Annotated in this window: 19 protein-coding genes; 11 read left to right on the plus strand and 8 right to left on the minus strand. The window is 65.4% G+C overall.

Annotation, left to right across the window (positions count from 1 at the left end; genetic code table 11):
- Positions 1 to 75 precede the first annotated feature (75 nt).
- Both HWQ56_RS14760 and HWQ56_RS14765 read left to right on the plus strand, forming a co-directional pair.
- Entirely contained in the window at positions 76 to 1,527 is a 1,452-nt protein-coding gene (locus tag HWQ56_RS14760) for a SulP family inorganic anion transporter (protein WP_176570979.1), read from the plus strand.
- A gap of 122 nt (positions 1,528 to 1,649) precedes the next feature.
- Positions 1,650 to 2,714 (plus strand): SDR family oxidoreductase, encoded by a 1,065-nt coding sequence (locus HWQ56_RS14765; protein WP_158157677.1) that lies wholly within the window; start codon positions 1,650 to 1,652, stop codon positions 2,712 to 2,714.
- Between the two features lie 59 nt (positions 2,715 to 2,773).
- On the opposite strand, the gene HWQ56_RS14770 is transcribed toward HWQ56_RS14765, so the two are convergent.
- Positions 2,774 to 3,310, minus strand: a complete 537-nt coding sequence (locus tag HWQ56_RS14770) for a DUF4174 domain-containing protein (RefSeq protein ID WP_176570980.1) — start codon at positions 3,308 to 3,310, stop codon at positions 2,774 to 2,776.
- Positions 3,311 to 4,058: 748 nt separating this feature from the next.
- Here HWQ56_RS14770 and HWQ56_RS14775 point away from each other — a divergent pair.
- Both HWQ56_RS14775 and HWQ56_RS14780 read left to right on the plus strand, forming a co-directional pair.
- A complete protein-coding gene (locus HWQ56_RS14775) occupies positions 4,059 to 5,210 on the plus strand; it encodes an alpha/beta hydrolase (protein WP_176570981.1) in 1,152 nt (383 codons plus the stop codon).
- A 105-nt stretch (positions 5,211 to 5,315) separates the two neighbouring features.
- A complete protein-coding gene (locus HWQ56_RS14780) occupies positions 5,316 to 6,572 on the plus strand; it encodes an MFS transporter (protein WP_158158494.1) in 1,257 nt (418 codons plus the stop codon).
- 133 nt (positions 6,573 to 6,705) lie between these two features.
- Here HWQ56_RS14780 and aroA read toward each other — a convergent pair whose 3' ends face one another.
- Positions 6,706 to 7,959, minus strand: a complete 1,254-nt coding sequence (aroA, locus tag HWQ56_RS14785; RefSeq protein ID WP_158158493.1) for a 3-phosphoshikimate 1-carboxyvinyltransferase — start codon at positions 7,957 to 7,959, stop codon at positions 6,706 to 6,708.
- A 180-nt stretch (positions 7,960 to 8,139) separates the two neighbouring features.
- Between aroA and HWQ56_RS14790 the strand changes: the two genes are divergently transcribed.
- From HWQ56_RS14790 to HWQ56_RS14800, 3 genes are all read left to right on the plus strand, one after another.
- Positions 8,140 to 9,123 carry an aldo/keto reductase gene (locus HWQ56_RS14790; RefSeq protein ID WP_176570982.1) on the plus strand — a complete coding sequence of 328 codons (984 nt, stop codon included), beginning with the start codon at positions 8,140 to 8,142 and terminating at the stop codon, positions 9,121 to 9,123.
- A gap of 90 nt (positions 9,124 to 9,213) precedes the next feature.
- Positions 9,214 to 10,365 (plus strand): lactonase family protein, encoded by a 1,152-nt coding sequence (locus HWQ56_RS14795; RefSeq protein WP_176570983.1) that lies wholly within the window; start codon positions 9,214 to 9,216, stop codon positions 10,363 to 10,365.
- Between the two features lie 160 nt (positions 10,366 to 10,525).
- The gene (locus HWQ56_RS14800) at positions 10,526 to 11,680 is read left to right on the plus strand and encodes a cysteine desulfurase family protein (protein ID WP_158158490.1); all 1,155 of its coding nucleotides are present in this window, start codon (positions 10,526 to 10,528) and stop codon (positions 11,678 to 11,680) included.
- Between the two features lie 20 nt (positions 11,681 to 11,700).
- Here the strand turns inward: HWQ56_RS14800 and HWQ56_RS14805 are convergent, their stop codons facing one another.
- A complete protein-coding gene (locus tag HWQ56_RS14805; RefSeq protein ID WP_158158489.1) occupies positions 11,701 to 12,474 on the minus strand; it encodes a ParA family protein in 774 nt (257 codons plus the stop codon).
- Between the two features lie 84 nt (positions 12,475 to 12,558).
- Positions 12,559 to 13,617 (minus strand): diguanylate cyclase, encoded by a 1,059-nt coding sequence (locus HWQ56_RS14810; RefSeq protein WP_176570984.1) that lies wholly within the window; start codon positions 13,615 to 13,617, stop codon positions 12,559 to 12,561.
- Between the two features lie 240 nt (positions 13,618 to 13,857).
- Between HWQ56_RS14810 and HWQ56_RS14815 the strand changes: the two genes are divergently transcribed.
- The 3 genes from HWQ56_RS14815 to HWQ56_RS14825 all read left to right on the plus strand — a co-directional run bounded on the left by HWQ56_RS14815 (position 13,858) and on the right by HWQ56_RS14825 (position 17,092).
- Positions 13,858 to 14,736 carry an NAD(P)-dependent oxidoreductase gene (locus HWQ56_RS14815; protein ID WP_176570985.1) on the plus strand — a complete coding sequence of 293 codons (879 nt, stop codon included), beginning with the start codon at positions 13,858 to 13,860 and terminating at the stop codon, positions 14,734 to 14,736.
- Between the two features lie 3 nt (positions 14,737 to 14,739).
- Positions 14,740 to 15,354: a DNA-3-methyladenine glycosylase family protein gene (locus HWQ56_RS14820; RefSeq protein ID WP_176570986.1), complete on the plus strand. Its 615-nt coding sequence runs from the start codon at positions 14,740 to 14,742 to the stop codon at positions 15,352 to 15,354.
- Positions 15,355 to 15,511: 157 nt separating this feature from the next.
- Positions 15,512 to 17,092 carry an aldehyde dehydrogenase (NADP(+)) gene (locus HWQ56_RS14825; RefSeq protein ID WP_176570987.1) on the plus strand — a complete coding sequence of 527 codons (1,581 nt, stop codon included), beginning with the start codon at positions 15,512 to 15,514 and terminating at the stop codon, positions 17,090 to 17,092.
- A gap of 96 nt (positions 17,093 to 17,188) precedes the next feature.
- Here HWQ56_RS14825 and HWQ56_RS14830 read toward each other — a convergent pair whose 3' ends face one another.
- The 4 genes from HWQ56_RS14830 to HWQ56_RS14845 are packed head-to-tail and all read right to left on the minus strand — an operon-like array spanning position 17,189 to position 20,941.
- Positions 17,189 to 17,980, minus strand: coding sequence for a sugar phosphate isomerase/epimerase family protein (locus tag HWQ56_RS14830; protein WP_158158497.1), 792 nt, complete (start codon positions 17,978 to 17,980; stop codon positions 17,189 to 17,191).
- The gene (locus HWQ56_RS14835) at positions 17,977 to 18,717 is read right to left on the minus strand and encodes an SDR family NAD(P)-dependent oxidoreductase (RefSeq protein WP_176570988.1); all 741 of its coding nucleotides are present in this window, start codon (positions 18,715 to 18,717) and stop codon (positions 17,977 to 17,979) included. The genes HWQ56_RS14830 and HWQ56_RS14835 overlap by 4 nt, the downstream gene beginning before the upstream one ends.
- A 12-nt stretch (positions 18,718 to 18,729) precedes the next feature.
- Complete coding sequence (locus HWQ56_RS14840; protein ID WP_158158483.1) at positions 18,730 to 20,064, minus strand: MFS transporter; 1,335 nt, start codon at positions 20,062 to 20,064, stop codon at positions 18,730 to 18,732.
- A 49-nt stretch (positions 20,065 to 20,113) separates the two neighbouring features.
- Positions 20,114 to 20,941 carry an amidohydrolase family protein gene (locus HWQ56_RS14845; RefSeq protein ID WP_176570989.1) on the minus strand — a complete coding sequence of 276 codons (828 nt, stop codon included), beginning with the start codon at positions 20,939 to 20,941 and terminating at the stop codon, positions 20,114 to 20,116.
- 105 nt (positions 20,942 to 21,046) lie between these two features.
- On the opposite strand from HWQ56_RS14845, the gene HWQ56_RS14850 reads away from it, so the two are divergent.
- Positions 21,047 to 22,006 carry a LysR family transcriptional regulator gene (locus tag HWQ56_RS14850; RefSeq protein ID WP_245217757.1) on the plus strand — a complete coding sequence of 320 codons (960 nt, stop codon included), beginning with the start codon at positions 21,047 to 21,049 and terminating at the stop codon, positions 22,004 to 22,006.
- Positions 22,007 to 22,073 lie beyond the last annotated feature (67 nt).

The following is a 22,073-nucleotide window of genomic DNA, read 5'->3' on the forward strand; positions in this document are numbered from 1 at the left end:
CCGGCCGCGCGCACCCTGAAAGGGCCAAGGCGCACCGGCGCGCCGTGCGGGGTTGCTGTTCATGCAAGGAAACCCATGTCGCTGTCTTCGATCCGCAACAACGTCCTGGCCGGCCTGACGTCGTCCTTCGCCCTGGTACCGGAGTGCATTGCCTTCGCGCTGGTGGCCCAGGTGAACCCGTTGATGGGCCTTTACGGTGCCTTCATCATCTGCACCCTGACCGCCCTCTTCGGCGGCCGCCCGGCCATGATTTCCGGCGCAGCCGGGTCCATGGCGGTGGTAATCGTCGCGCTGGTGGTGCAGCACGGTGCCCAGTACCTGCTGGCGACCGTGGTGCTGGGCGGGTTGATCATGGTGCTGTTCGGCCTGTTGCGCCTGGGCAAGCTGGTGCGCATGGTGCCGCATCCGGTGATGCTGGGGTTCGTCAATGGCCTGGCGATCATCATCGCCCTGTCACAGCTGGAGCACTTCAAGGTCGGCGATGCGTGGCTCAGTGGCACGCCGCTGGTAGTGATGCTGGGCCTGGTGGCGCTAACCATGGCCGTGGTCTACCTGCTGCCGCGCCTGACCCGCGCCGTGCCACCGGCGCTGGTGGCCATTGTCGGCGTCAGCCTGCTGGTGTACGCGCTGGGCCTGCCCACCCGTACCCTCAGTGACATGGCACATATCGCCGGTGGCCTGCCCAGCCTGCACTGGCCCAGCGTGCCGATGACCCTGGAAACCTTGAAGATCATCGCCCCGTATGCCGTGCTGATGGCCATGGTCGGGCTGCTGGAAACCCTGCTGACCTTCAACCTCACCGATGAACTGACGGAAACCCGTGGCCAACCGAACCGCGAATGCGTGGCCCTGGGCGTGGCCAACGTGGCCTCGGGGCTGTTCGGTGGCATGGGCGGTTGCGCCATGATCGGCCAGACCGTGATCAACCTCAGCTCCGGCGGCCGCGGGCGGTTGTCGGGCGTGGTCAGCGGCATCATGGTGCTGCTGTTCATCCTGTTCCTGTCACCGCTGATCGAGCGCATTCCGCTGGCGGCGCTGGCTGGGGTGATGTTCGTGGTGGCCCAGCAGACCTTCGCCTGGGGCTCGTTGCGGGTGCTGGGCAAGGTGCCGCGCCAGGATGCCGTGGTGATCGTTGCGGTCACGGTCATCACCGTGTTCACCGATCTGGCTACCGCCGTGGTGTGTGGCATTCTCATCGCCGCGCTGGCGTTCGCCTGGCAGCACGCCCGGGAAATCCGCGCCGACGCCGACGACAGTCAGCCTGGGCGCAAGCGCTACACCCCGCACGGCACCTTGTTCTTCGCCTCGACCACGCATTTCCAGGCCCTGTTCGACCCACGTAACGACCCGCACGAAGTCACGGTCGATTGCCGGCACCTGCACCTGGCCGATCACTCGGCCATCGCTGCCCTGGAGGCCTTGGCGTCGCGTTATGAGAAGGCTGGCAAGGGCTTTGCCCTGGAACAGCTGTCCGAACGCAACCAGCGCCTGCTGCAGCGCGCCGGTGCGGCGGTGGTCATGAACTGAGGGCAACCCCCGTCGCGTGAAGCCGCTGCGTATCATGCAGCGGCAATCCGTCGCCCCTTGCGACTTGGATCACAGGCCAACTGCCGTTAAGGTGTAACAACATTTGTTGCACAGAGGCAGACATGACTGAAATTGCATTGGTAGTGGGCGCCAGTGGCATCGTCGGCAGCGCAGTAACCCGCGTGCTGGCCGAGAACACCAACTGGAAAGTCGCGGGCTTGTCCCGTGCGCCCAAACTGGCCCCCGGCATCATCCCGGTAGCTGCCGACCTGCAAGACCCAGCCGCCGTGGCCAGCGCCCTCGCTGGCCTCAACCCTACCCACCTGTTCATCACCACCTGGTCGCGGCAGGCCAGCGAAGCCGAGAACATTCGCGTCAACGCGGCCATGGTGCGTAACGTACTGGATGGCCTGCGTGGTTCGCGCAGCCTGCGCCACGTCGCGCTGGTGACCGGCCTGAAGCACTACCTGGGCCCGTTCGAAGCCTACGGCCAGGGCACTTTGCCGCAAACGCCGTTCCGCGAAACCCAGGGCCGCCTGGATGTAGAGAACTTCTATTACGCCCAGGAAGATGAAGTGTTCGCTGCCGCCAAGCGCGACCATTTCACCTGGAGCGTGCACCGCCCCCATACCATTACCGGGGTGGCCGTGGGCAATGCCATGAACATGGCCACCACCCTGGCGGTGTACGCCAGTGTCTGCAAGGCCACCGGCCGGCCGTTCGTGTTCCCGGGCTCGCGAGTGCAATGGGACAGTCTCACCGACATGACCGACGCACGCATTCTGGCGCGGCAACTGCTGTGGGCCTCGACCACGCCGGCCGCTGCCAACGAAGCGTTCAACGTCACCAATGGCGATGTGTTCCGCTGGAGCTGGATGTGGTCACGCATCGCCGAGTGGTTTGGCCTGGAAGCCGCGCCGTTCCCGGAACAGCCGCAGCCGCTGGCCGCGCAGATGGCCGATGACCAGGCGGCCTGGAGCCAGCTGGCCGCCGAGCATGGGTTGCTGGAAAAGGACATTCACCGACTGATTTCGCCGTGGCACACCGACGCCGACCTGGGCCGGCCAGTGGAGGTAGTGACCGACATGTCCAAGAGCCGCCGCCTGGGCTTCACCGACTTCCAGGCCAGTGACCAGGCCTTCTTCGACGTGTTCGCCCAGCTGCGCGCCGAGCGCCTGATTCCCTGAGGGCTCCGGTCCTGCTGAAAACCGGCCGCAGCGGCTGTTGTTCAGCCGCTGCGGCGGGCTCAATCGTCCAGCGACTGCGGCGCTGCCTTGCTGGCCTTGGCGCCCTTGGCGGCCTTGCCGCTGGCAGGCTCAGCCGCTGGTGCGGCCTGTGCCGGCGCAGCCGCTTCCTTCTCGGCCATGGGCATGGCGTCCACGGCATCGAAGATTTCCTTGAGCTCGACGCGCCCGCTTTTCTCTAGCTTCTTGCCACCGTCCTTGCCCACCAGGATGGTCTTGGGCAGCTCGCCAGCCCCCAGGCTCAGGCTGCGGATCAGCGCCATGGTGGCCTGGGGGTCCAGGTTCTTGCCATCACGCTGGCCGATGGTGTTGACCACGGTGTACAGCACCATGTTGCGCTGGGTGAAGCCTTGCTGGTTGGCCGGTTCCTTGAGCGCGTCCTTCAAATGCACCAGGTCCGGGTCCACGGAGCTGCGCGCAATGATGATCAAGGGCCGGGTCTTGCCCTGCTCCTGGGCCAGCGGCGAGTCGCTATCGACTGCCAGCACGGGACCGGCGACAGCAATGAGGGCAGCGAAGGCCAGAGACCGAATGAGCATGTATACCTCCAATTCCAAATGACGCCCTAGAGACTACGGGGCTGGGCGAAAGGTCCGGCTTAGTGCGTTGAATTTGTAAGTTTTTTGGTCCTGCTGCGGTGAAGCTTAGGCGACCTTGCCTGACACGCAAGGGAGCAAGGCGCCGATGACGTGTCGGCGGCCACCGCGGATATATCCACTCCCCCGTGCTTATGTAGCAAAAATTTGATTCTTCACGGATTGCCGGGGAAGTTGTGGCACCACCACTAATCTGCAGTGAGCAAACGGAGCGGACCAGGTGATCTCACAGACATGACTGGCCCGAAACAGATGTGGGACCAGGCTTGCCTGGGAAGCGCCGCGCGGGCGGCGCTCGATTTCAGGGGCGCAGAAAACACCAAGACATGTATCTGGTGGCCTTTATGCAATTGCAAGGCAGGCCGACAAAATGTTCATCGGAGCTTCTGGCTAGGGATTGCATCAGGGCACTCCAAGTGCCAGGCGATGTTGTAGTGTCGCTGTTAAGATCGAGCGCCGCCCGCGCGGCGCTTCCCAGGCAAGCCTGGCCCCACATCTGTTTCGGGCCAATTATGCCTGGGACATCACCTGATCCGCTCTGTTTGCTCACTGTGGATCTGCAGTGGCGCGACAACTTCCCCGGGATTCCGTGGAGAACCAAAAATTTACCAAGCTTTTACCCCGCCGCCGCCCCGTCTGGCCCGCGGGTTCTGCATAATCGGGCCTTTCATCCTGTCAAAGCCGAATAGTCATGTCATTACTGCCGTTTTCCGTTGCCCGCCTTGCCCGCCCTCTCGCCCTGAGCGTAGCCCTCGCCGCCCTTGCCGCCTGCAGCAGCCCGCCACCTGCCGATGATGACGGCATGGTCTCGCTGCAGGAATACCTCAAGACAGCCTACAACCCCGGTGTGGCCAACAAGCTCGACGGCTGGGCTACCCGCTGGGCCTGGGGCAACCACCAGGTCGACCTGTCGCTGGTGGTGCCCGCAGGCCAGAAAAACGTGCCGCTGGTGGTGTACCTGCCTGGCCTGGGCGAAGACGACAGCGCCGGCCAGCTGTGGCGCCAGAGCTGGGGCAACGCCGGCTATGCCGTGCTGACGGTGCAACCGACTCGTTACGACTCATCGGTCTATAAAACGCCGGACGCCCAGGCTGGCGCGTTCCGCGGCATTGCTGCCAACAGCTACGCTGACGCTGCCCTGCAAGCCCGGGTCGCCGAAGTCGTCACGGTGCTGGCCGAAGTGCGCCGCCGGGGCCTGGCCGGGGAAGCCGGCTTCAATGCCGTCGACGTGCAGCGCACCGTGGTCGCCGGCTACGACCTGGGCGCCCAGACCGCCGCCGCCCTGGCGGGCGAGCACGACGATGGCCAGGCACGCCTGAGCCAGTGGCGACCGCTGGGGGCTATCGTGCTGAGCCCCTACGTTGCCGCTGGCGCCGACCCGGCTCGTTTCGCCCATATCGACACCCCGCTGCTGTCGGTCACCGGGCCGCTGGATGAAGACCCGTTCAGCTGGGTCGCCAGTGCCCAGCAGCGCTTCGCCCTGTTTGACGGCCTGGGCAGCAGCGGCGGTTACCAGTTGCGCCTGCAGGACGCCAGCCACAAGGACCTCTCGGGCACCTTGGTGCATGCCGCCAAACCGGCCGGCCATGCCCATGACGAGGGCGGCGAAGGCGGTGGTCCCGGCGGCCCTGGTGGCCCCGGTGGTGACCGCCCTGGCGCTGGCAAACCCGCCGACCCAGGGGTCGACCGCCGCCAGGCAGCCAGCGTCGCGGCCGTTACCACGGCCTGGCTGGACGCCACGGTCAAGCACACCCCGGCCGCCCAGCAATGGCTCGACCAGCAGGCCGGGCAATGGCTGGGGCCCGTGGGCCGGTTGGAACACAAGGCTCCTGCCGCGCGTTGAGGCCCGTGGCTTGACAGCCTGATCCCGTGGCGCCGAAGATCGAAGATAGGAAGCTAACGAACCCGTCGGTTTCCTGTCCTCAGCTCTGTATTCGGGAACCGGTCAGTGAAAGGCACCTTCCGCTCGCTGCAAAACTACAACTACCGCGTCTGGGCCGGCGGCGCGCTCATCTCCAACATCGGCACCTGGATGCAGCGTACCGCCCAGGACTGGCTGGTGCTGGTGCAGTTGACCCACGAAAGCGCCACGGCCGTCGGTATCGTCATGGCCTTGCAGTTCGGCCCCTACCTGCTGCTGATGCCCTTCACCGGCCTTGCCGCCGACCATTTCGACCGGCGCAGGCTGGTGATGACCACCCAGGCCTTGTCCGGGGCCCTGGCGTTGGGCCTGGGGGTATTGACGCTCACCGGCATGGTGCAGCTCTGGCACGTGTACGTGTTCGCCTTCCTGTTCGGGTGCGTCAGCGCCTTCGACTCCACTGCGCGCCAGACCTTCGTCGCCGAACTGGTGGGTGACAAGCATTTGTCCAACGCCGTGGCCCTCAACTCCACGTCGTTCAATGCCGCGCGCATGATCGGCCCAGCGGTGGCCGGGGTGCTGATCGCCGCCATTGGCAGCGGTTGGGTGTTTGTGCTCAACGCAGCGTCGTTCGGTGCCGTGCTGCTGTCCCTGCGCTGGCTGCGCCTGGACGAACTGCGCACCCTCAAGCGCAGCAAAGGTACCCGCGCCAGCCTCGGCGAAGGCATGCGCTACGTGCGCAGCCGCCCGGACCTGCTGGCGATTCTGTGGATGTACTTCCTGATCGGCACCTTCGGCCTGAACTTCCCTATCTTCATTTCCACCATGTCGGTCAGCGTGTTTCACCAGGGCCCCAGTCAATACGGGGTATTGTCCTCGTGCCTGGCGGTAGGCTCGGTGCTGGGTGCGCTGCTCTCGGCCAGCCGCACCAACCCGCGCCTGGGGATGCTGCTGGTGGGGGCATTGCTGTTCGGCGCAGGCACCGGCTTGGCGGCGCTGATGCCGGGCTACTGGTGGTTCGGCCTGACGCTCACGGCCGTGGGTGTATCGGCACAGACCTTCACCACCACGGCGAACAGCACGGTGCAACTGTCCACCGACCCGCTGATGCGCGGGCGGGTCATGGCTATCCTGCTGGCGATTTCGGTCGGTGGCACACCGTTGGGCGCACCTGTCGTGGGCTGGGTGGCCGATGTCTGCGGTCCGCGCTGGGCCTTGGGGATTGGCGCGGCATCCGGACTGCTGGCGGCGGCCGTGGCGGTACGTTACATGGTCAGGTACCGCGGGTTGCGCGTGTGGATCGAGGGGCGCAGGCTGCGCCATAGCCTGGACGCGCTGTCATGATGGCCGTAGCAGCGGACCCGGCCGCGTCACAGGCGCCACGCACCCTCAGGCACACCGCATTCACGGCTGGCGCGGTGTGCCTGCTACTGCGCGGCGGTCGTGACTCGGCCGGGTCCGCTGCTACAGGGTGGCCTTACTGGTACGTTACACCCAGCGAGGCCAACGCGTCCCAATACCGCGGGTAGGTCTTGCCCACGCACAGCGGGTCCTGGATGCGAATACCCGCCACCTTCAAGCCGGCCAGGGCAAAGCACATGGCGATGCGGTGGTCGGAATGGGTGTCGATCAGCGCGTCTACCGTGGTCCCCGCCAGGGCCGGGTCGGCGTGGACCAGCAGGTCATCACCTTCTACCGTCGACAAACCCGGGCGAATGGCGTTCAGGCCATCGTCCAGGGCGGCCACGCGGTCGCATTCCTTGACGCGCAGGTTGGCCAGCTCGACGAACCGCACGGGCGTGCGGTTGAACGCGGCCAGGACCGCCAGGGTGGGAATGGCGTCCTGCATCTGGGAACCGTTGATTACCGCCGGCATGTTCGGGAACTGCGCGATGTAGGCCTGGGCCGCGGCGTCGGGCTGGGTGAACGCGTCATCGGCGACGCCCAGGTCAATGCGCCCGCCGGTCAGCGCCTGCGCGGCCCACAAGTACGTGGCGGCCGAGGCGTCCGGTTCGATGAAATAGTCACCGGCCACGTAGCCGGTGGGGTGCACTCGCCAGGTGACCTCATCCACTTGCTCGACCTGGGCACCGAAGGCGCGCATGCACGCCAGGGTGAGGTCCACGTAGCCACGGGCGCCGATGTCCTTGCCCGTCAGCGCCACGTCGATGGGCGCGGTGCCGCAGGCCGCCACCATCAGCAGGGCCGATACGTACTGGCTGGACAAGCCGCCGTCAATCTCGAACCGCTGCGCCTGCAGCCGGCCAGTGCCCTTGACCTGCACCGGCGGGCAGCCAGTGGCGCTGTGCACGTCGACGCCGCCGGCGCGCAGCGCGGCCAGCAGCGGGCCGATGGGCCGCTTCTGCATGTAGTGGTCGCCATCCAGGGTGACGTCACCCTCAACGGTGGCCACGGCTGCCGTCAGGAAGCGCACGGCCGTGCCGGCATTGCCCAGGAACAGCGGCGCCTCGGGCACCTGCAGTTGCCCGGTGCTGGTGACCACGAACGTGGTGTCATCCGGTTCCTCGATGACCACGCCCATCTGCCGCAAGGCATTGGACATGTGGCGAGTGTCGTCGCTTTTCAGCGCGCCGTCCAGGCGGCTGGTGCCCTTGGCGAGGGCGGCGAGCAGCAGCGCGCGGTTGGTGATGGATTTCGAGCCGGGCGGCGACACCTGCCCAGTCAATGCCACGCCTGGCGGAATCACCGTGATTGTTTGTTGCGCAGTCATTGGTTCAACACTCCCCAGTTCAATACCGTGCCAGCGGCTACACCACCGCTCTAAAGATCCCCATCATGCCATTTCTGCGCGGGCAGATCAGCCCTTTGCTTGCACCCGATTGCAGGCCGGGTCTAGGCTGGAAAGCTTTCATGGACATTTCGGTACATTTTCCATCGACAGGAGCGCTGCATGAACATCGTCAACCTGGGCAATACCGGCCTGAAGGTCTCACCGCTGGCGCTGGGCTGCATGACCTATGGCGTGCCCAACCGTGGCAAACACCCCTGGACCCTGGACGAAGACGCCAGCCGACCGCTGATCAAGGCAGCGCTGGAACTGGGCATCAACTTCTTCGACACCGCCAACAGCTACTCCGACGGCACCAGCGAGGAGATCGTCGGCCGCGCACTGCGCGACTACGCCCGGCGCGACGAAATCGTCATCGCCACCAAGGTCTATTTTCCCTTGCGCACGGCCCCCAACGTGGGTGGCCTGTCGCGCAAGGCAATCTTCGCCGAGATTGACAACAGCCTGCGCCGCCTGGGCACTGACTATGTCGACCTGTACCAGATCCACCGCTGGGACTACGCCACCCCCATCGAGGAAACCCTGGAAGCGCTGCACGACGTGGTCAAGGCCGGCAAAGCCCTGCACATCGGCGCGTCGTCCATGCACGCCTGGCAGTTCGCCAAGGCCCTGGCGACGTCCGAACGCCATGGCTGGACCCGATTCGTCTCGATGCAAAACCACCTGAACCTGATCAACCGCGAGGAAGAGCGCGAGATGCTGCCCCTGTGCCGTGACGCCGGCATCGCTGTGCTGCCCTGGAGCCCGTTGGCCCGTGGCCGCCTGACCCGCGACTGGGACCAGAGCACCGCACGCACCGACACCGATGACTACGGCAAAAGCCTCTACCAGCCCCACACCGAGGCGTGCGACCGGCAGATCGTCGACGCCGTGGCCAAGGTCGCCGCGTACCGCGGCGTGCCCCGTGCCCAAGTTGCGCTGGCCTGGGTGATGCAGAGTCCAGGCGTGACCGCACCGCTGGTGGGCGCGTCGCGGACCGAACACCTGACCGATGCGGTGGCGGCGTTGGCGTTGGAGCTGACCGACGAGGAAATCGAGCAGCTGCAAGCCCCCTATATCCCCCATGCGGTGGTGGGCTTTACCTGATCCAGAGGGGCCAGCGGCCCAGCCTGAAACGCTGGCCAATGTCATCTGACGTCTGATAACCTCGAAGGCACAATAACAAGGAGTTCGCCCATGCCCTCTCCCCTCGCACGCCTGGTCCGCCGAACCCTTCCTTTCCTGTTCGCCACCCTGTCGAGTCAGTTCACCATGGCCTCAACCTTCGTCTACGTGTCCAACGCCGCCGACGGCACGCTGTCTTCGTATCAACTGGACAACCCCAGTGGCAAGCTCACCACCGGTCCCGTTACCCAGGCTGGCCCCAACGTGATGCCACTGGCCGTGCACGGCAACCACCTGTTCGCTGCGGTGCGGTCCAAACCCTACAATGTACAGACCTTCAGCATCGCCGCCGGCGACGGGCAGTTGACCAAGATCAGTGAAAGCCCGACACCGGACAGTTACGCCTACATCTCCCTGGACCAGACCGGGCGCTACCTGTTCGGGGTGTCCTATGACAACGACATCGTCACCGTCACCCCGGTCGCCCATGGCACCGTGGCCGCCGAGCCCCTGCACACCCTGAAGACCGCCCAGAACGCCCACTCGGTGCGCATCGATCGACAGAACCGCACCCTGCTGGTGGCCAACCTGGGGGGCGAACGTGTACTGCAATACCACTTCGACAGCCACACCGGCGCCCTCACCCCTTACACCCCGGATCACTTGCGAGCACCTGCGGGCTTGGGGCCCCGCCACCTGGTGTTCGCCCCTGACAACCGCTACGTCTATGTGCTGGATGAGCTGCAGGCCCGCGTCATCAGCTATGCACTGGATGCCCACAGCGGCCAGCTGACCCAGGTCGCCGTGGCCGACAGCCTGCCCAGCGATTCTGCGTTGAAGCCCGGCGCCCCGCGCGGGCCGTCCCGGATCGGCACACCGGCCATGCAACCCCACGCCGACACTAGCCAGGACATCTGGGCCGCCGATATTCACCTGACCCCGGACGGCAAGTACCTGTACACCAGCGAGCGCACCAGCAGCGTGCTGGCGGCCTTCAAGGTTGACCAGGCCCATGGCTCCCTGACACCCATCGGCACCTTTGCCACCGAACGCCAGCCCCGCGGTTTCGCCATCACTGCCGACAGCCGCCACCTGATCTGCAGTGGCGAGAAGTCCCAGCACATATCGGTGTTCGACATCGACCCGGCCAGTGGCCGACTCACTCTCAATGATCGCTACCCGGTGGGCAACGGCGCCAACTGGGTGGAAATCGTCGATCTGTGAACGCCCCCTGGCCCGGCAAGTCGGGGCTTATTTCGTTTCGCTGGAAATAGGCGAAAAATATTCTAATAACCGCGGCATTCGACGGGTAAAAATCAACTTTTTTGCCCGCCCACCCGGGTAAGCTTTCTTCCATCGCCCCATTGGAAGAAAGGGAAGCCCCATGCCCACCGAACCGCTGTATTTCGATTACGCCGCCACCACCCCTGTCGACGAGCGCGTGATCGCCGCCATGGTGGCCTGCCTGGGCCAAAGCGGCACCTTCGGCAACCCGGCGTCCAGCTCGCATGCCTATGGGCAACGCGCCCGCCAGGCCGTTGAACTGGCTCGTCGGCAGGTGGGCGAGTTGATCGGCGCCCCCGCCGATAGCCTGGTGTGGACCTCGGGTGCCACCGAATCCAACAACCTGGCGCTCAAGGGCATCGCGGCCACGGCGCCGGCCAACCGCCGGCACCTCATCACCAGCTGCCTGGAGCACAAGGCCGTCCTGGACACGGTCAACGAACTGGAACAGCAAGGCTTTCGCGTTACCCGCCTGCAGCCGGACGCCAATGGCCTGATCCAACCTCACGCGGTGGCCGCCGCCCTGGCCGCGGACACCCTGCTGGTGTCGTTGATGCTGGTGAACAATGAACTGGGCACCCTCACCGACGTGGCCGCCATCGGCCAGCTCGTCCGTGACCATGGCGCGCTGTTCCACGTCGACGCGGCCCAGGGCACCGGCAAGGTCGCCATCGACCTGGCGCGCTGGCCGGTAGACCTGCTCTCCATGTCGGCCCACAAGAGCTATGGCCCCAAGGGTATCGGTGCCCTGTACGTGGGCGAGCGCGCACGGCCGGCCCTGCGCGCCCAGATACATGGCGGCGGCCACGAGCAAGGCCTGCGTTCCGGCACCCTGGCCACCCACCAGATCGTCGGCATGGGCAGCGCCTACGCGCTGTCGGCCATTCACCTGGTGGACGAAACCCAGCGCCTTCAGCGCCTGTCGGCGCGCCTGCGCGACGGCCTGCTGCAATGGCCAGGCGTGCGGCTCAATGGGTGTGCGCACCAGCGCATTCCCCACACCCTGAACCTGTGCATCGATGTGCCGGGGTTCAACAGTGCGGCGTTGGCCCATGACCTGGCGGTATCCTCGACCTCCGCGTGCAACTCGGCCAGCGCCGGACCGTCCCATGTGCTCGTGGCCCTGGGGTTGAGTGCCGAGCAGGCCCAGCGCAGCGTGCGCTTGAGCCTGGGACGCTTCACCACCGAGGCCGATGTGGACCGTGCCATCGCCGTCATCGGCCAAGTCGTGAGCGCCCCGCCACCGCTGTGGTGATACACGCGTGGCGCCGTGGCTCAGCTGGCGCGTTCCAGTACGGTCAGCAGGTCGACGAACTGTGACGTCAGTCGGTGCCGCGGCTCCAGGTGAATCAGCGGCACCGAGGCCTGATGGGATTCGCGCATCTTCACCGAACTGCTGATGTACACCGGCAAAACAGGTAGTCGCTCACTCACCAACTCGTCAATCAACTGCTGATGCAGGCTGGCCCGGCTGACGAACTGGTTGACGACGATACCTTCCACTACCAGCGACTCGTTGTGGTCGCCCCGCAGATCGGCCACCTGTTCGATGACGTTGTACAGCGCCTGGCGCGAGAAGCTGTCGCAGTCGAAGGGAATCAACACGCGATCGGCGGCGATCAGCGCACTGAAGGTGTAGAAATTCATCGCGGGCGGGGTGTCGATGTAAATGCGTTCATAGTCTTGCGACAACTCCACCAGCAGACGGCGCAGCTTGTTGATCTTGAACTTGGCTTCCAGCTTGGGCTGCAAATCGGCCAGCTCAGGGCTGGCGGTCACCAGGTGCAAGTTGTCGTAGGCGGTTTCACAGATCTCGACCCGGCTCTTCTTGCTGGCCAGCCCGCCCGACAGCGTCTGCTTGAAAAAGTCGGCAATGCCCACCGGAATGTCATTGCCCATCAGCCCGGTCAGGTAATGGGTAGAGTTTGCCTGGGCATCCAGGTCCACCAGCAGCGTGCGATAGCCCTCGGCGGCGCTTACTGCAGCCAGGTTGCAGGCGATGCTCGACTTGCCAACGCCCCCTTTTTGATTAAATACAACGCGACGCATGGGCTGTTGGATCCACGGCAAAAGAAAAAACAGTAGCAAGCTAATATTTCAGTTTCATTGCAGCAGCGTGACAACCCTCAGCCGTTAGGCATTCGTGGGCATGACCCGGTCGCGCCCCGCCTCCTTGCCCTGGTACAGCAGCTGATCGGCGCGGATCAGCGCGTCACGAAAGGCTTCGCCGGGCTGCAGGGCCGCCACCGCCAGGGTGGCGGTAACGGTCAGCCCGGCACCTTCTACCTGGCCTGCGTGTTCACGGATATGCGCCAGTACGCGATCGGCCACCTGCCGAGCCTCCAGCACCGTGGTACTGGGCATCAGCACCAGAAACTCCTCGCCCCCCCAGCGCGCGGCGATGTCCGTGCCGCGTACGCACGCAGCGATGCTGTCGGCCACCCGTTGCAGCACCAGGTCGCCGAAGTCATGGCCGTGGCGGTCATTGATCTGCTTGAAATGGTCCACGTCCAGCAGCACGATGGCGGTCGCGGCTGCCTGGCGCTCGGTGCCGATCTGGCGCAAGCGCTGCAAGACCCGACGGCGCGTGTACAGGCTGGTCAGGCTGTCACGGTGCGCGGTATGGAACAGCTGCAATTGCATCGACAGCGTGAACCGAACCGACAGGTACGTGGCGTGCAGCAGCAGCGCCACGGCGGTCAGCGCATTGCCAATCCCGAATGCTTCGGTCAGCCCATCGCCAATTGCAGTGGCCACGCCTGTCTCGCGTCGCAGGGCATACCCGCCCACGGCCACGACCATGATCGCCAAACTCAAGCCTCGGCGCCGCAGGGGTGCGTTCTGGAAACTGAAGGCAATGATCGGCACCAGGAAGAACAGGTAGAAATAGAAGTTGCTGTCCCAGCCCACCATCCAGGTGGCGACGATGGCATGCCCGAGAATCTCCAGGCTCAGCAGCATCCCCGCGGTCTGCAGGCGGCCACTGGCGATAGCGCGCAGGCACACGACATACACCAGAATGCTCAGCGCATTGGCAGCCAGCAGTACCGGCACGTGCAGGAACAGGAACAGCCCGAACAGCAGAATGTGAATCGCGAAGGCGATCCATACGATGGGCACGATGTGCTTCCAGAACTGGGTGGTTGCATCCTGCAAGACCTGAGCGCGGTCGTCAGCGGAAAGGCTGTTCATCGGGGTGTCTCGCGGGCAACGGTAAAGGGGCAGTCAGCACGATGAGTGTCGGCTGAAAATGGCGCGACTTGATGCTGTTCAGCGGGACGGTAGGTAAAATAAAGAAGCGCCTGACCGTATGAGGATAGGCCAGCCATCAGGTGGTGGCCTGACCAGGCTGCGCGAGGGTGCGTGGTTGCCAAACCGCCTACCCTGCGGTGTACTGCGCAACTCGTCTAGAAAAAAAGGAAGCCTGCCGTCATGAAGATCGCCTTTCTCGGCCTGGGTACCATGGGCCTGCCCATGGCCACCAACCTGATCAACGCTGGGTATAGCGTACGTGCCTGGAACCGCTCGCCGCAGCCCGTGGAGAAACTGGTGACCCTGGGCGCGGTGGCGGCGGCCAGCCCGCGCGAAGCGGTGGAAGGTGCCGACGTGCTGATTTCGATGCTGGCCGACGACACCGCCACCCTCGATACCCTGGTCGATACCCAGGCGCTGTCAACGCTCAAACAGGGCGCCATTCACATCAACATGGCCACCGTGTCGGTGGGCCTGGCCACGCTATTGGCGGCCCTGCACCTGGAACACGGCACGTCCTACATCGCGGCGCCGGTGCTGGGCCGGGTGAATGTCGCCGAGGCCGGGCAACTGCAGATTCTGGCGGCCGGTCATGCCGCAGCGCTGGCCGCGGTGCAACCGCTGTTCGACGTGCTCGGGCAGAAAACCTGGCCCCTGGGCGACCGGCCGGAACAGGCCAACGCGGTGAAGCTGGCGGTGAACTTCATGATCGCCAGCGCGATCGGCACACTGGGTGAAGCCGCAGCCCTGGCCGAGGGCTACGACGTGGACAAGGCGGTGCTGATCGACCTGGTGACCTCGACCCTGTTCGCCGCCCCGGTGTACAACGGCTACGGCGACGCCATTGCCCAGGAGCGCTTCGAGCCGGCCGGCTTCAAGCTGGCGCTGGGCCTCAAGGACGTGCGCCTGGCCATGGACGCTGGCGAGAAGGCCAACGTGCCCCTGCCACTGGCCAGTACCTTGCGCGATGCCTTGATCGAGGGCGTGGCCCACGGCGAGGGTCATCTGGACTGGGCAGCCCTGTCGCGCACGGCGGCACGCCGTGCCGGGCAAGCCTGAGCGGTGGACGCTGGCGCCCTGGCCCAGGCCACGGCCTTCCTGGCCGGCCTGGACGATGACTGGGCGCGCCACATCGCCCAGGTCGGACCTTGCGGGCACGTGCCGAAGCCAGCGCGTGAACCCTATGAAGCGCTGATCCGGGCCATCGCTTACCAGCAACTGCATGCCAAGGCGGGCGATGCGATTCTGGGGCGGTTATTGGCGCTGTATCCCGGCGGCGCCTTCCCCGACGCCCGACAGTTGCTGGCCACCGACCCGGCGCTGCAACGCGCCTGTGGTTTTTCCGCCGCCAAACTGGCAACGATCCGCGGTATCGCACAAGCCAGCCTGGACGGCGTCGTGCCCAGCCGCGCTGACGCCCTGCAGCGGTCGGATGAAGACCTGATCAGCCGCCTCAGCGCCCTGCGCGGCATCGGCCGCTGGACCGTGGAAATGTTCCTGATCTACACCCTGGAGCGTGCCGACATCCTGCCGGTGGACGACTTCGGCGTGCGCGAGGGCTACCGGCGCCTCAAGCAACTGCCCACGGCGCCCACGCCCGGGCAGATGCGTGAACTGGGCAAAGCCTGGGCACCGTGGCGGACGGTGGCGGCGTGGTACCTGTGGCGGTGCAAGTGAATTGTCGCGCGCGGGACCAGGACGCCGCCAGGTCCTTCGCTGCGCCGCGGCTGCAGCGAGCCTGCGGATTGCACATCCCTCCACCTAGTTGTACGATGTCCGTCAACATCAAGCCGTCAGGCTTTCTCAGAACAATCTGAAGAACCAGGAGATCACGATGTCCACCCTTCTCGGCCACAATTTCATCGCCGGCCACCGCAGCGCCCAGGGCAGCAAACACTTGCAGAGCCTGGACGCGACCACCGGCGAAGCGCTGCCTTATACCTTCATTCAAGCCACCGAAGGCGAAGTCGACGCCGCCTGCCGCGCCGCCGAAGCGGCCTTTGATGAATTTCGCCACCTGAGCCCTGCCCGCCGTGCCGAGTTCCTGGACGCCATCGCCGATGAGATCGATGCCCTGGGCGATGACTTCGTGGCGATCGTGTGCCGCGAGACCGCCCTGCCCGCCGGGCGCATCCAAGGTGAACGCGGCCGCACCAGTGGCCAGATGCGCCTGTTCGCCAAGGTGCTGCGCCGCGGTGACTTCCTGGGCGCGCGCATCGATCAGGCGCTGCCGGATCGCAAGCCATTGCCGCGTGTCGATCTGCGCCAGTACCGCGTCGGGGTAGGCCCGGTGGCCGTGTTTGGCGCCAGCAATTTCCCACTGGCCTTCTCCACCGCCGGTGGCGACACCGCCGCAGCCTTGGCCGCCGGTTGCCCAGTGGTGTTCAAGGCCCACAGCGGCCACATGGCCACCGCCGACCAAGTGGGTTGCGCGATCATCCGCGCGGCCGAGAAAACCGGCATGCCCAACGGCGTGTTCAACATGATCTACGGCGGTGGCGTGGGTGAGTGGCTGGTCAAGCACCCGGCCATCCAGGCCGTGGGTTTCACCGGTTCGCTGAGCGGCGGTAACGCCCTGTGCAAGATGGCAGCCGAACGCCCGCAACCCATTCCGGTGTTCGCCGAAATGTCCAGCATCAACCCGGTGGTGCTGCTGCCCCAGGCGCTGGCCACCCGTGGCGAGACCGTGGCCAAGGAACTGGCGGCCTCGGTGGTCATGGGCTGTGGCCAATTCTGCACCAACCCGGGCCTGGTGATCGGCGTCAGCTCACCCGCCTTCACCGCGTTCCTCGGCCAGTTGCAGGAACAGATGGCTGCCCAGGCGCCGCAGACCATGCTTAACGCTGGCGGCCTGCGTAGCTATACCCAAGGCCTGGAACACCTGGCGGCCCACCCGGGCGTCACCCACCTGGCCGGCGAAGCGCAATCGGGCAGCCAGGCACGCCCGCAGCTGTTCAAGGCTGACGTGGCGCTGCTGCTCCAGGGCGATGAACTGCTGCAGGAAGAGGTATTCGGGCCGACCACCATCGTCATCGAAGCCCAGGACGACGCGCAACTCAAGGCTGCCCTGCAGGGCCTGCGCGGGCAACTGACCGCCACCCTGATCGGTGAAACCGATGACCTGGTGGCTTACCAGTGGCTGGTGCCGCTGCTGGAGCAGAAAGTCGGGCGTATCCTGGTCAACGGCTACCCGACCGGCGTTGAAGTGTGTGACGCCATGGTTCATGGCGGGCCGTACCCGGCCACCTCCGATGCCCGCGGCACCTCGGTGGGCACCCTGGCCATCGACCGTTTCCTGCGCCCGGTGTGCTACCAGAACTACCCCGAGGCACTGCTGCCCGAGGCCCTGCGCAACAGCAACCCACTGGGGCTCAAGCGTCTGGTCAACGGTGAGTGGAGTGATGCCGCGCTGTAATGGCGGTAGCGTGCCAGCGAAACGAGCAACGCGGTCTGCCTGACAGACCGCGCTGCATATCCGCTCCCTACAGCGTTCCCCGTCTCGCCGCGAGCGCTATGGATTCAGTGGGTCCAACAGGGCGCGGGTGGCTTGATGAGCCAATGCCAAGCGCTCGACACTCTTCAACGCGCCGTAGGGCATTTCCACGCTCACCTGCACCCCCTGCGGTAACGCCGCCATCAACTCGACCAGGGGTAATTGCCCCTGGCCTGGTGGCAACCGCCCTTCCCTGGCTTCAGCGATAATCCCCTCCTCGGGCGGCGCCAGCAGCGGTGCATCGCACAGCTGCACCGTGCGCAGCCAGCGCGGGTCTATCGTCTGGAGCATGGCCACCGTACCGCCACTGCGAAACAGGTGCAGGGCATCCAGCAAGAGGCCGCCATTGGCTTGCCCTGCGCCCTCGACGATCTGCCGCGCCTGCGCCAGGTTCGCCACCGCCCGCCAGCGCATGAATTCCAACTCCACCCGCAAGCCGTACCCCGCCGCCAACTGGCACAACGCGGCATAGTGGTCGGTCAGCCGGGAATACTCGCGATCGTCCCCGGACACCGTCAGGCTGGCCGCACCCAGGTCGGCCCCCGCCTCCAGCAGCGGCGCCAACGCCTGGATATCCACCTGGGGCGTCAGTTCGACGAACTCGATGTCCGCCACGCGCATGCCTTCCTCCGCCAGCACCGCCTTCAGGCCGCGCCGCGCCGGCGCCTCCAGCGGGTAGCACACACCGCCTGCCATGGCAGGGTGCAACCGCAGCCCTACCGCGGAAAAACCAGCCCCCGCGGCCTGGCGAACCAGGTCGGCGGGGGCCAGTTGCAGGGCGGTCAGGTGAGCGACGCCCAGGGCCATCAGTACGTGGCCCTGCCGCCACTGAGGTCGAACACGAAACCAGTGGTGAAGCTGCACTCCGGTCCGGCGATCCAGGTCACCATGTTGGCGATCTCTTCGATCTGCAGGAAGCGGCCCATGGGGATCTTGGCCTTGCTGGCGGCGATGTGCTCAGGGGTCATTTCCGCCATCAGCCCGGTTTCCACCATGGCCGGGGCGATGCAGTTGAGCAGCACCCCGTCCTGGGCCAGTTCCTTGGCCGCCGACTTGGTGAACGCAATCACGCCCGCCTTGGCCGCCGAGTAGGCCGAGATGTACTGCACACCGTCCTTGCCGGCCATGGAGGCGACGTTGACGATACGCCCGTACTGGCGCTCGCGCATGTGCGGGATCGCGGTACGGCAGCAATAGAACACCCCGGTCAGGTCAATGGCCAGGACCTGGTCCCAGGCCTCGACGGGGTAGTTCCACGACTCCACCACCGGGCCGTTGATGCCGGCGTTGTTGACGAGGATATCGACACGTCCCAACTGCTCGACCACCTCGGCGAACGCGGCTTCAACCGAGGCCAGCGAGGCTACGTTCACCGCTTGGCGCAGCGTGGGGGTGAAGCCGGCGGCGCTGGCGTCCCACTGGTCCACGTTCAGGTCCCAGATCACGATGTTGGCACCTGCCTGGCGCAGACGCTTGGCGATGCCCAGGCCGATGCCGCGCATGCCGCCGGTGATGATGGCCGTCTGGCCTTCCAGATGTTGACTCATGTGACGCTCCTTTCAAAGGTTCGGGATATCGGGCAGACGCTTGAGGTCTGTCACCAGGAAGAGGTAGCAACCGGCGCCGCACAGGGTCACCAGCGAGATAAAGGCCAGGGCCCAGACAAACGAGCCGGTCAGGGTGACGATGATGCCGATCACCAGCGGGATGACGATGCCGGCGGCGTTGGCGAACAGGTTGAACAACCCGCCGCTGAGGCCGATCAGGCCTTTGGGCGCGATGTCGGACACGATCATCCAGGCCAGCGCCGACATGCCCTGGGCGAAATAGGCCACGCACAGGATCGCCACCACCAGGGCATCGGATTGCACGTAGTTGGCCAGCACGATCACCGAGGACGCCAACAGGCCGGTGATCACCGGAACCTTGCGCGCCAGGTTCAGGGAAATGCCACGGCGCAGCATGCTGTCCGACAGCCACCCACCCACCAGGGTGCCGGCCGAGGCCGCGATGAAAGGCAGCACCGCCACCCAGCCCACTTTCAGCCAGGGCATGTGCCGTTCGGTGACCAGGTAAGTGGGAAACCAGGTCAGGAAAAACACGTTGGTGGAGTTGCAGGCGAACTGCCCCAGGCATATGCCGAGCATGTTGCGCTGTTTGAGCAGTTGCGGGATCTGCGACCAGGCGAAACGCGTGGCCTTCTGCCCGCCGTCCACCACCCCGCCGCCGGCGGCAATGTAGTCGAGCTCGGCCTGGTTGGCCTGTTTCGATTGGTGCGGTTCATGAAACTTGCGCCACCACACCAGCCCGTACAGCACCCCAACCAGGCCCACGGCCATCAACAGGAAGCGCCAGCCGTAGGCGTGCAACACCCAGAACAGCAACGGCGTGAGGAACGCCAGGCCGCAGTATTCGGCCAGGGTGTAGATACTCGTGGCGCGGGCCCGTTCGCTCTGGGGGAACCAGGTCGCCACGACCCGGCTATTGGTGGGGAAACAGGGTGCCTCGGTGGCGCCGATCAGCAGGCGAATGCCCAGCAGCGAGGCAAAACCGGTGGCCAGGCCTTGCAGGCCGGTGAACAACGACCACAGGGTCAGCGCCAGCCAGTAGGTGAGCTTGGTGCCCAGGCGGTCGAGCAGGATGCCCCCGGGGATCTGCGCGGCGGCGTAGGTCCAGGAAAACGCCGAGAAAATCAGGCCCATCATGGCCGCGTTCAAGCCCAGGTCAGCGCTGATGCTGGGGGCCGCGATGCCCATCACGCTGCGGTCCAGGTAGTTGATGGTGGTCCCGCCGGCGATCAGCGCCAGGATCATGAACCGGGTGCGGCTGCGGGCTTGCACCGCCGGGGCGGCGGTCCGGTACGCAGGGAGTTCGAAGTTGCGGTCGGCACTCATGAGGTTTACCTCTTGTTATTGTTGTTGCACAGGCATTTCAGTACGGCGGTCAGCGGAACCCGAACAGGCGCCGCGGGGTTTCCCACATCACCTGGCGCCGCACGTGGGCGTCAGGCATGAATTGTTCGGCCAGCTTGAGCAGCGGCCCATAGTCGACCCGCTGCTGGGCCCGCAGGAACGGCCAGTCCGAACCCCACACGCAGGCCTCGGGGCCGAAGGCGTCGAGCAGCGCCTGGACGTAGGCCAGGGTGTCCTCGAACACGCTGTCCATGGGCGCGAATTTCTGCATGCCCGAGATCTTTACCGTGGCGCGGCCGCGCTCGGCCAGGCGCAACAAGGCCTGGAAGCCAGGTTGGTACAGGCCGTGCTCGATGTCTGGGCGGCCACAGTGGTCGATCAGCAGGCGCACGTCGCTCTGGTCGATCAGTTCCAGCAATTGGACCAATTGGTCGCCCACCGTCTGGATCTGCGCGAACAGACCCAACTCCGCCAGCTTGGGCAACAGCGCCTCGGCGCCGGCCATCACGGTCAGGCCCTCGGTGGCGGGGTTGAATGCCACACCGACCACACCCTTTTTCTGGTAGGCCGCCAAGGCCTCCAGGCTGATGTCATGGTCGACCACCACCACGCCTTTGTAGCGCCCTTCGCTGCTGGCCAGCGCCGACAGCAGCAGGCGGTTGTCGCCGCGATAGCCGCTGGTGGGCTGGACCAGCAGCGCGTGCTGCACGCCATAGGCGTCCAGGACCCGGTTGAATTGGTTGAGGGTGCCGATCTCCTGGCCGGCCGGGCGGTAAATCGTGTTGGCCAGGTACGGGAACTGGGCCGGGTCGAACAAGTGGTTGTGACAGTCGATCTTGGGTTCGTCGAAAATGCTCATTGCACGGCCTGCACCGGGTGGGAATGGCGACAGGCTACAAAAAACCCCCGCCCATGGCTCATACTCAGATGGCGCAAACCATAACCAAAGGTTAAATACCCCCTCATGGTCTCGACCCAGCCCCCTGCCGATACCCCCGAAGCCGGCAACATGGCCTTCAAGCTGCGCCACATGGAAGTGTTCCGCGCGGTCATGCTGACCGGCTCCATCAGCGGTGCGGCAAAGATGCTCTACGTCTCGCAACCCGCAGTGAGCAAGTTGATCGCCTACATCGAAAGCCGCCTGGCCTTGCGCCTGTTCGACCGCATCAACAATCGCCTGGTGCCTACCAGCGAGGCCCAGGCGCTGTACCGCGAGGTGGAACGCGTCTACCAGGCCGCACTGTGGGTGAACGAGTGCGCCCAGTCCCTGGCGACCACCCCCAACCGCCAACTGCGGGTGTGCTGCAGTGCATCGCTGTCTACCGTGGTATTGCCCCATGCCCTGGCCGAGCTCAAACGCCAGGTGCCGGCCATGCACATCGAGTGGCACACCACGCTGATGAACGACATGCCCGTGCAGTTACTGGGCAAGAAAGTGGACCTGTCCATCTCGGCCTTGCCGGTGCTGCACGACCACCTGTACTCCCTGCCCTTCATGCGCGGGCGCATGGTCTGCGTCTTGCCCCCGGGCCACGCGCTGGAAAGCCAGCCGGTGATCGAGATGGCGCACCTGGCGCGCGAACCGTTGTTGCTGTTCCGGCCGGACATCCCCTTCGGGCAACTGATCAACCGGGCGATCGAACGCACGGGGGTGGCCTTGAACTCGTTCCTGGACTTCACCAACGCGCCAGAAGCGGTGGCGCTGGTGAAACAAGGCATGGGGGTGAGTATCATCGACGAATTCGTGGCCCAGGACAGCGGCCTGGTGGTCAAGCCCCTGGCCGATGAGATCGGCTTTGACATCAGCTTTGTGTTTTCGCGCTTCGATCCGCTGCCGGAGGCGGCGCGGCGGATGATGCAGGTGCTGTTGGACCAGGCGCGGGGGTTGGGGCGGGAGATCGAGGGGTTTGCCTGGCCAGAGTGAGGCTTTCCGGGCTCTTTTTTCGGCAGGGCCGCCAGCGGCATGGCGTGGGGTTGCGGAATCTCGACAA

Source organism: Pseudomonas eucalypticola (assembly GCF_013374995.1).
Taxonomy (GTDB): Bacteria; Pseudomonadota; Gammaproteobacteria; order Pseudomonadales; family Pseudomonadaceae; genus Aquipseudomonas; species Aquipseudomonas eucalypticola.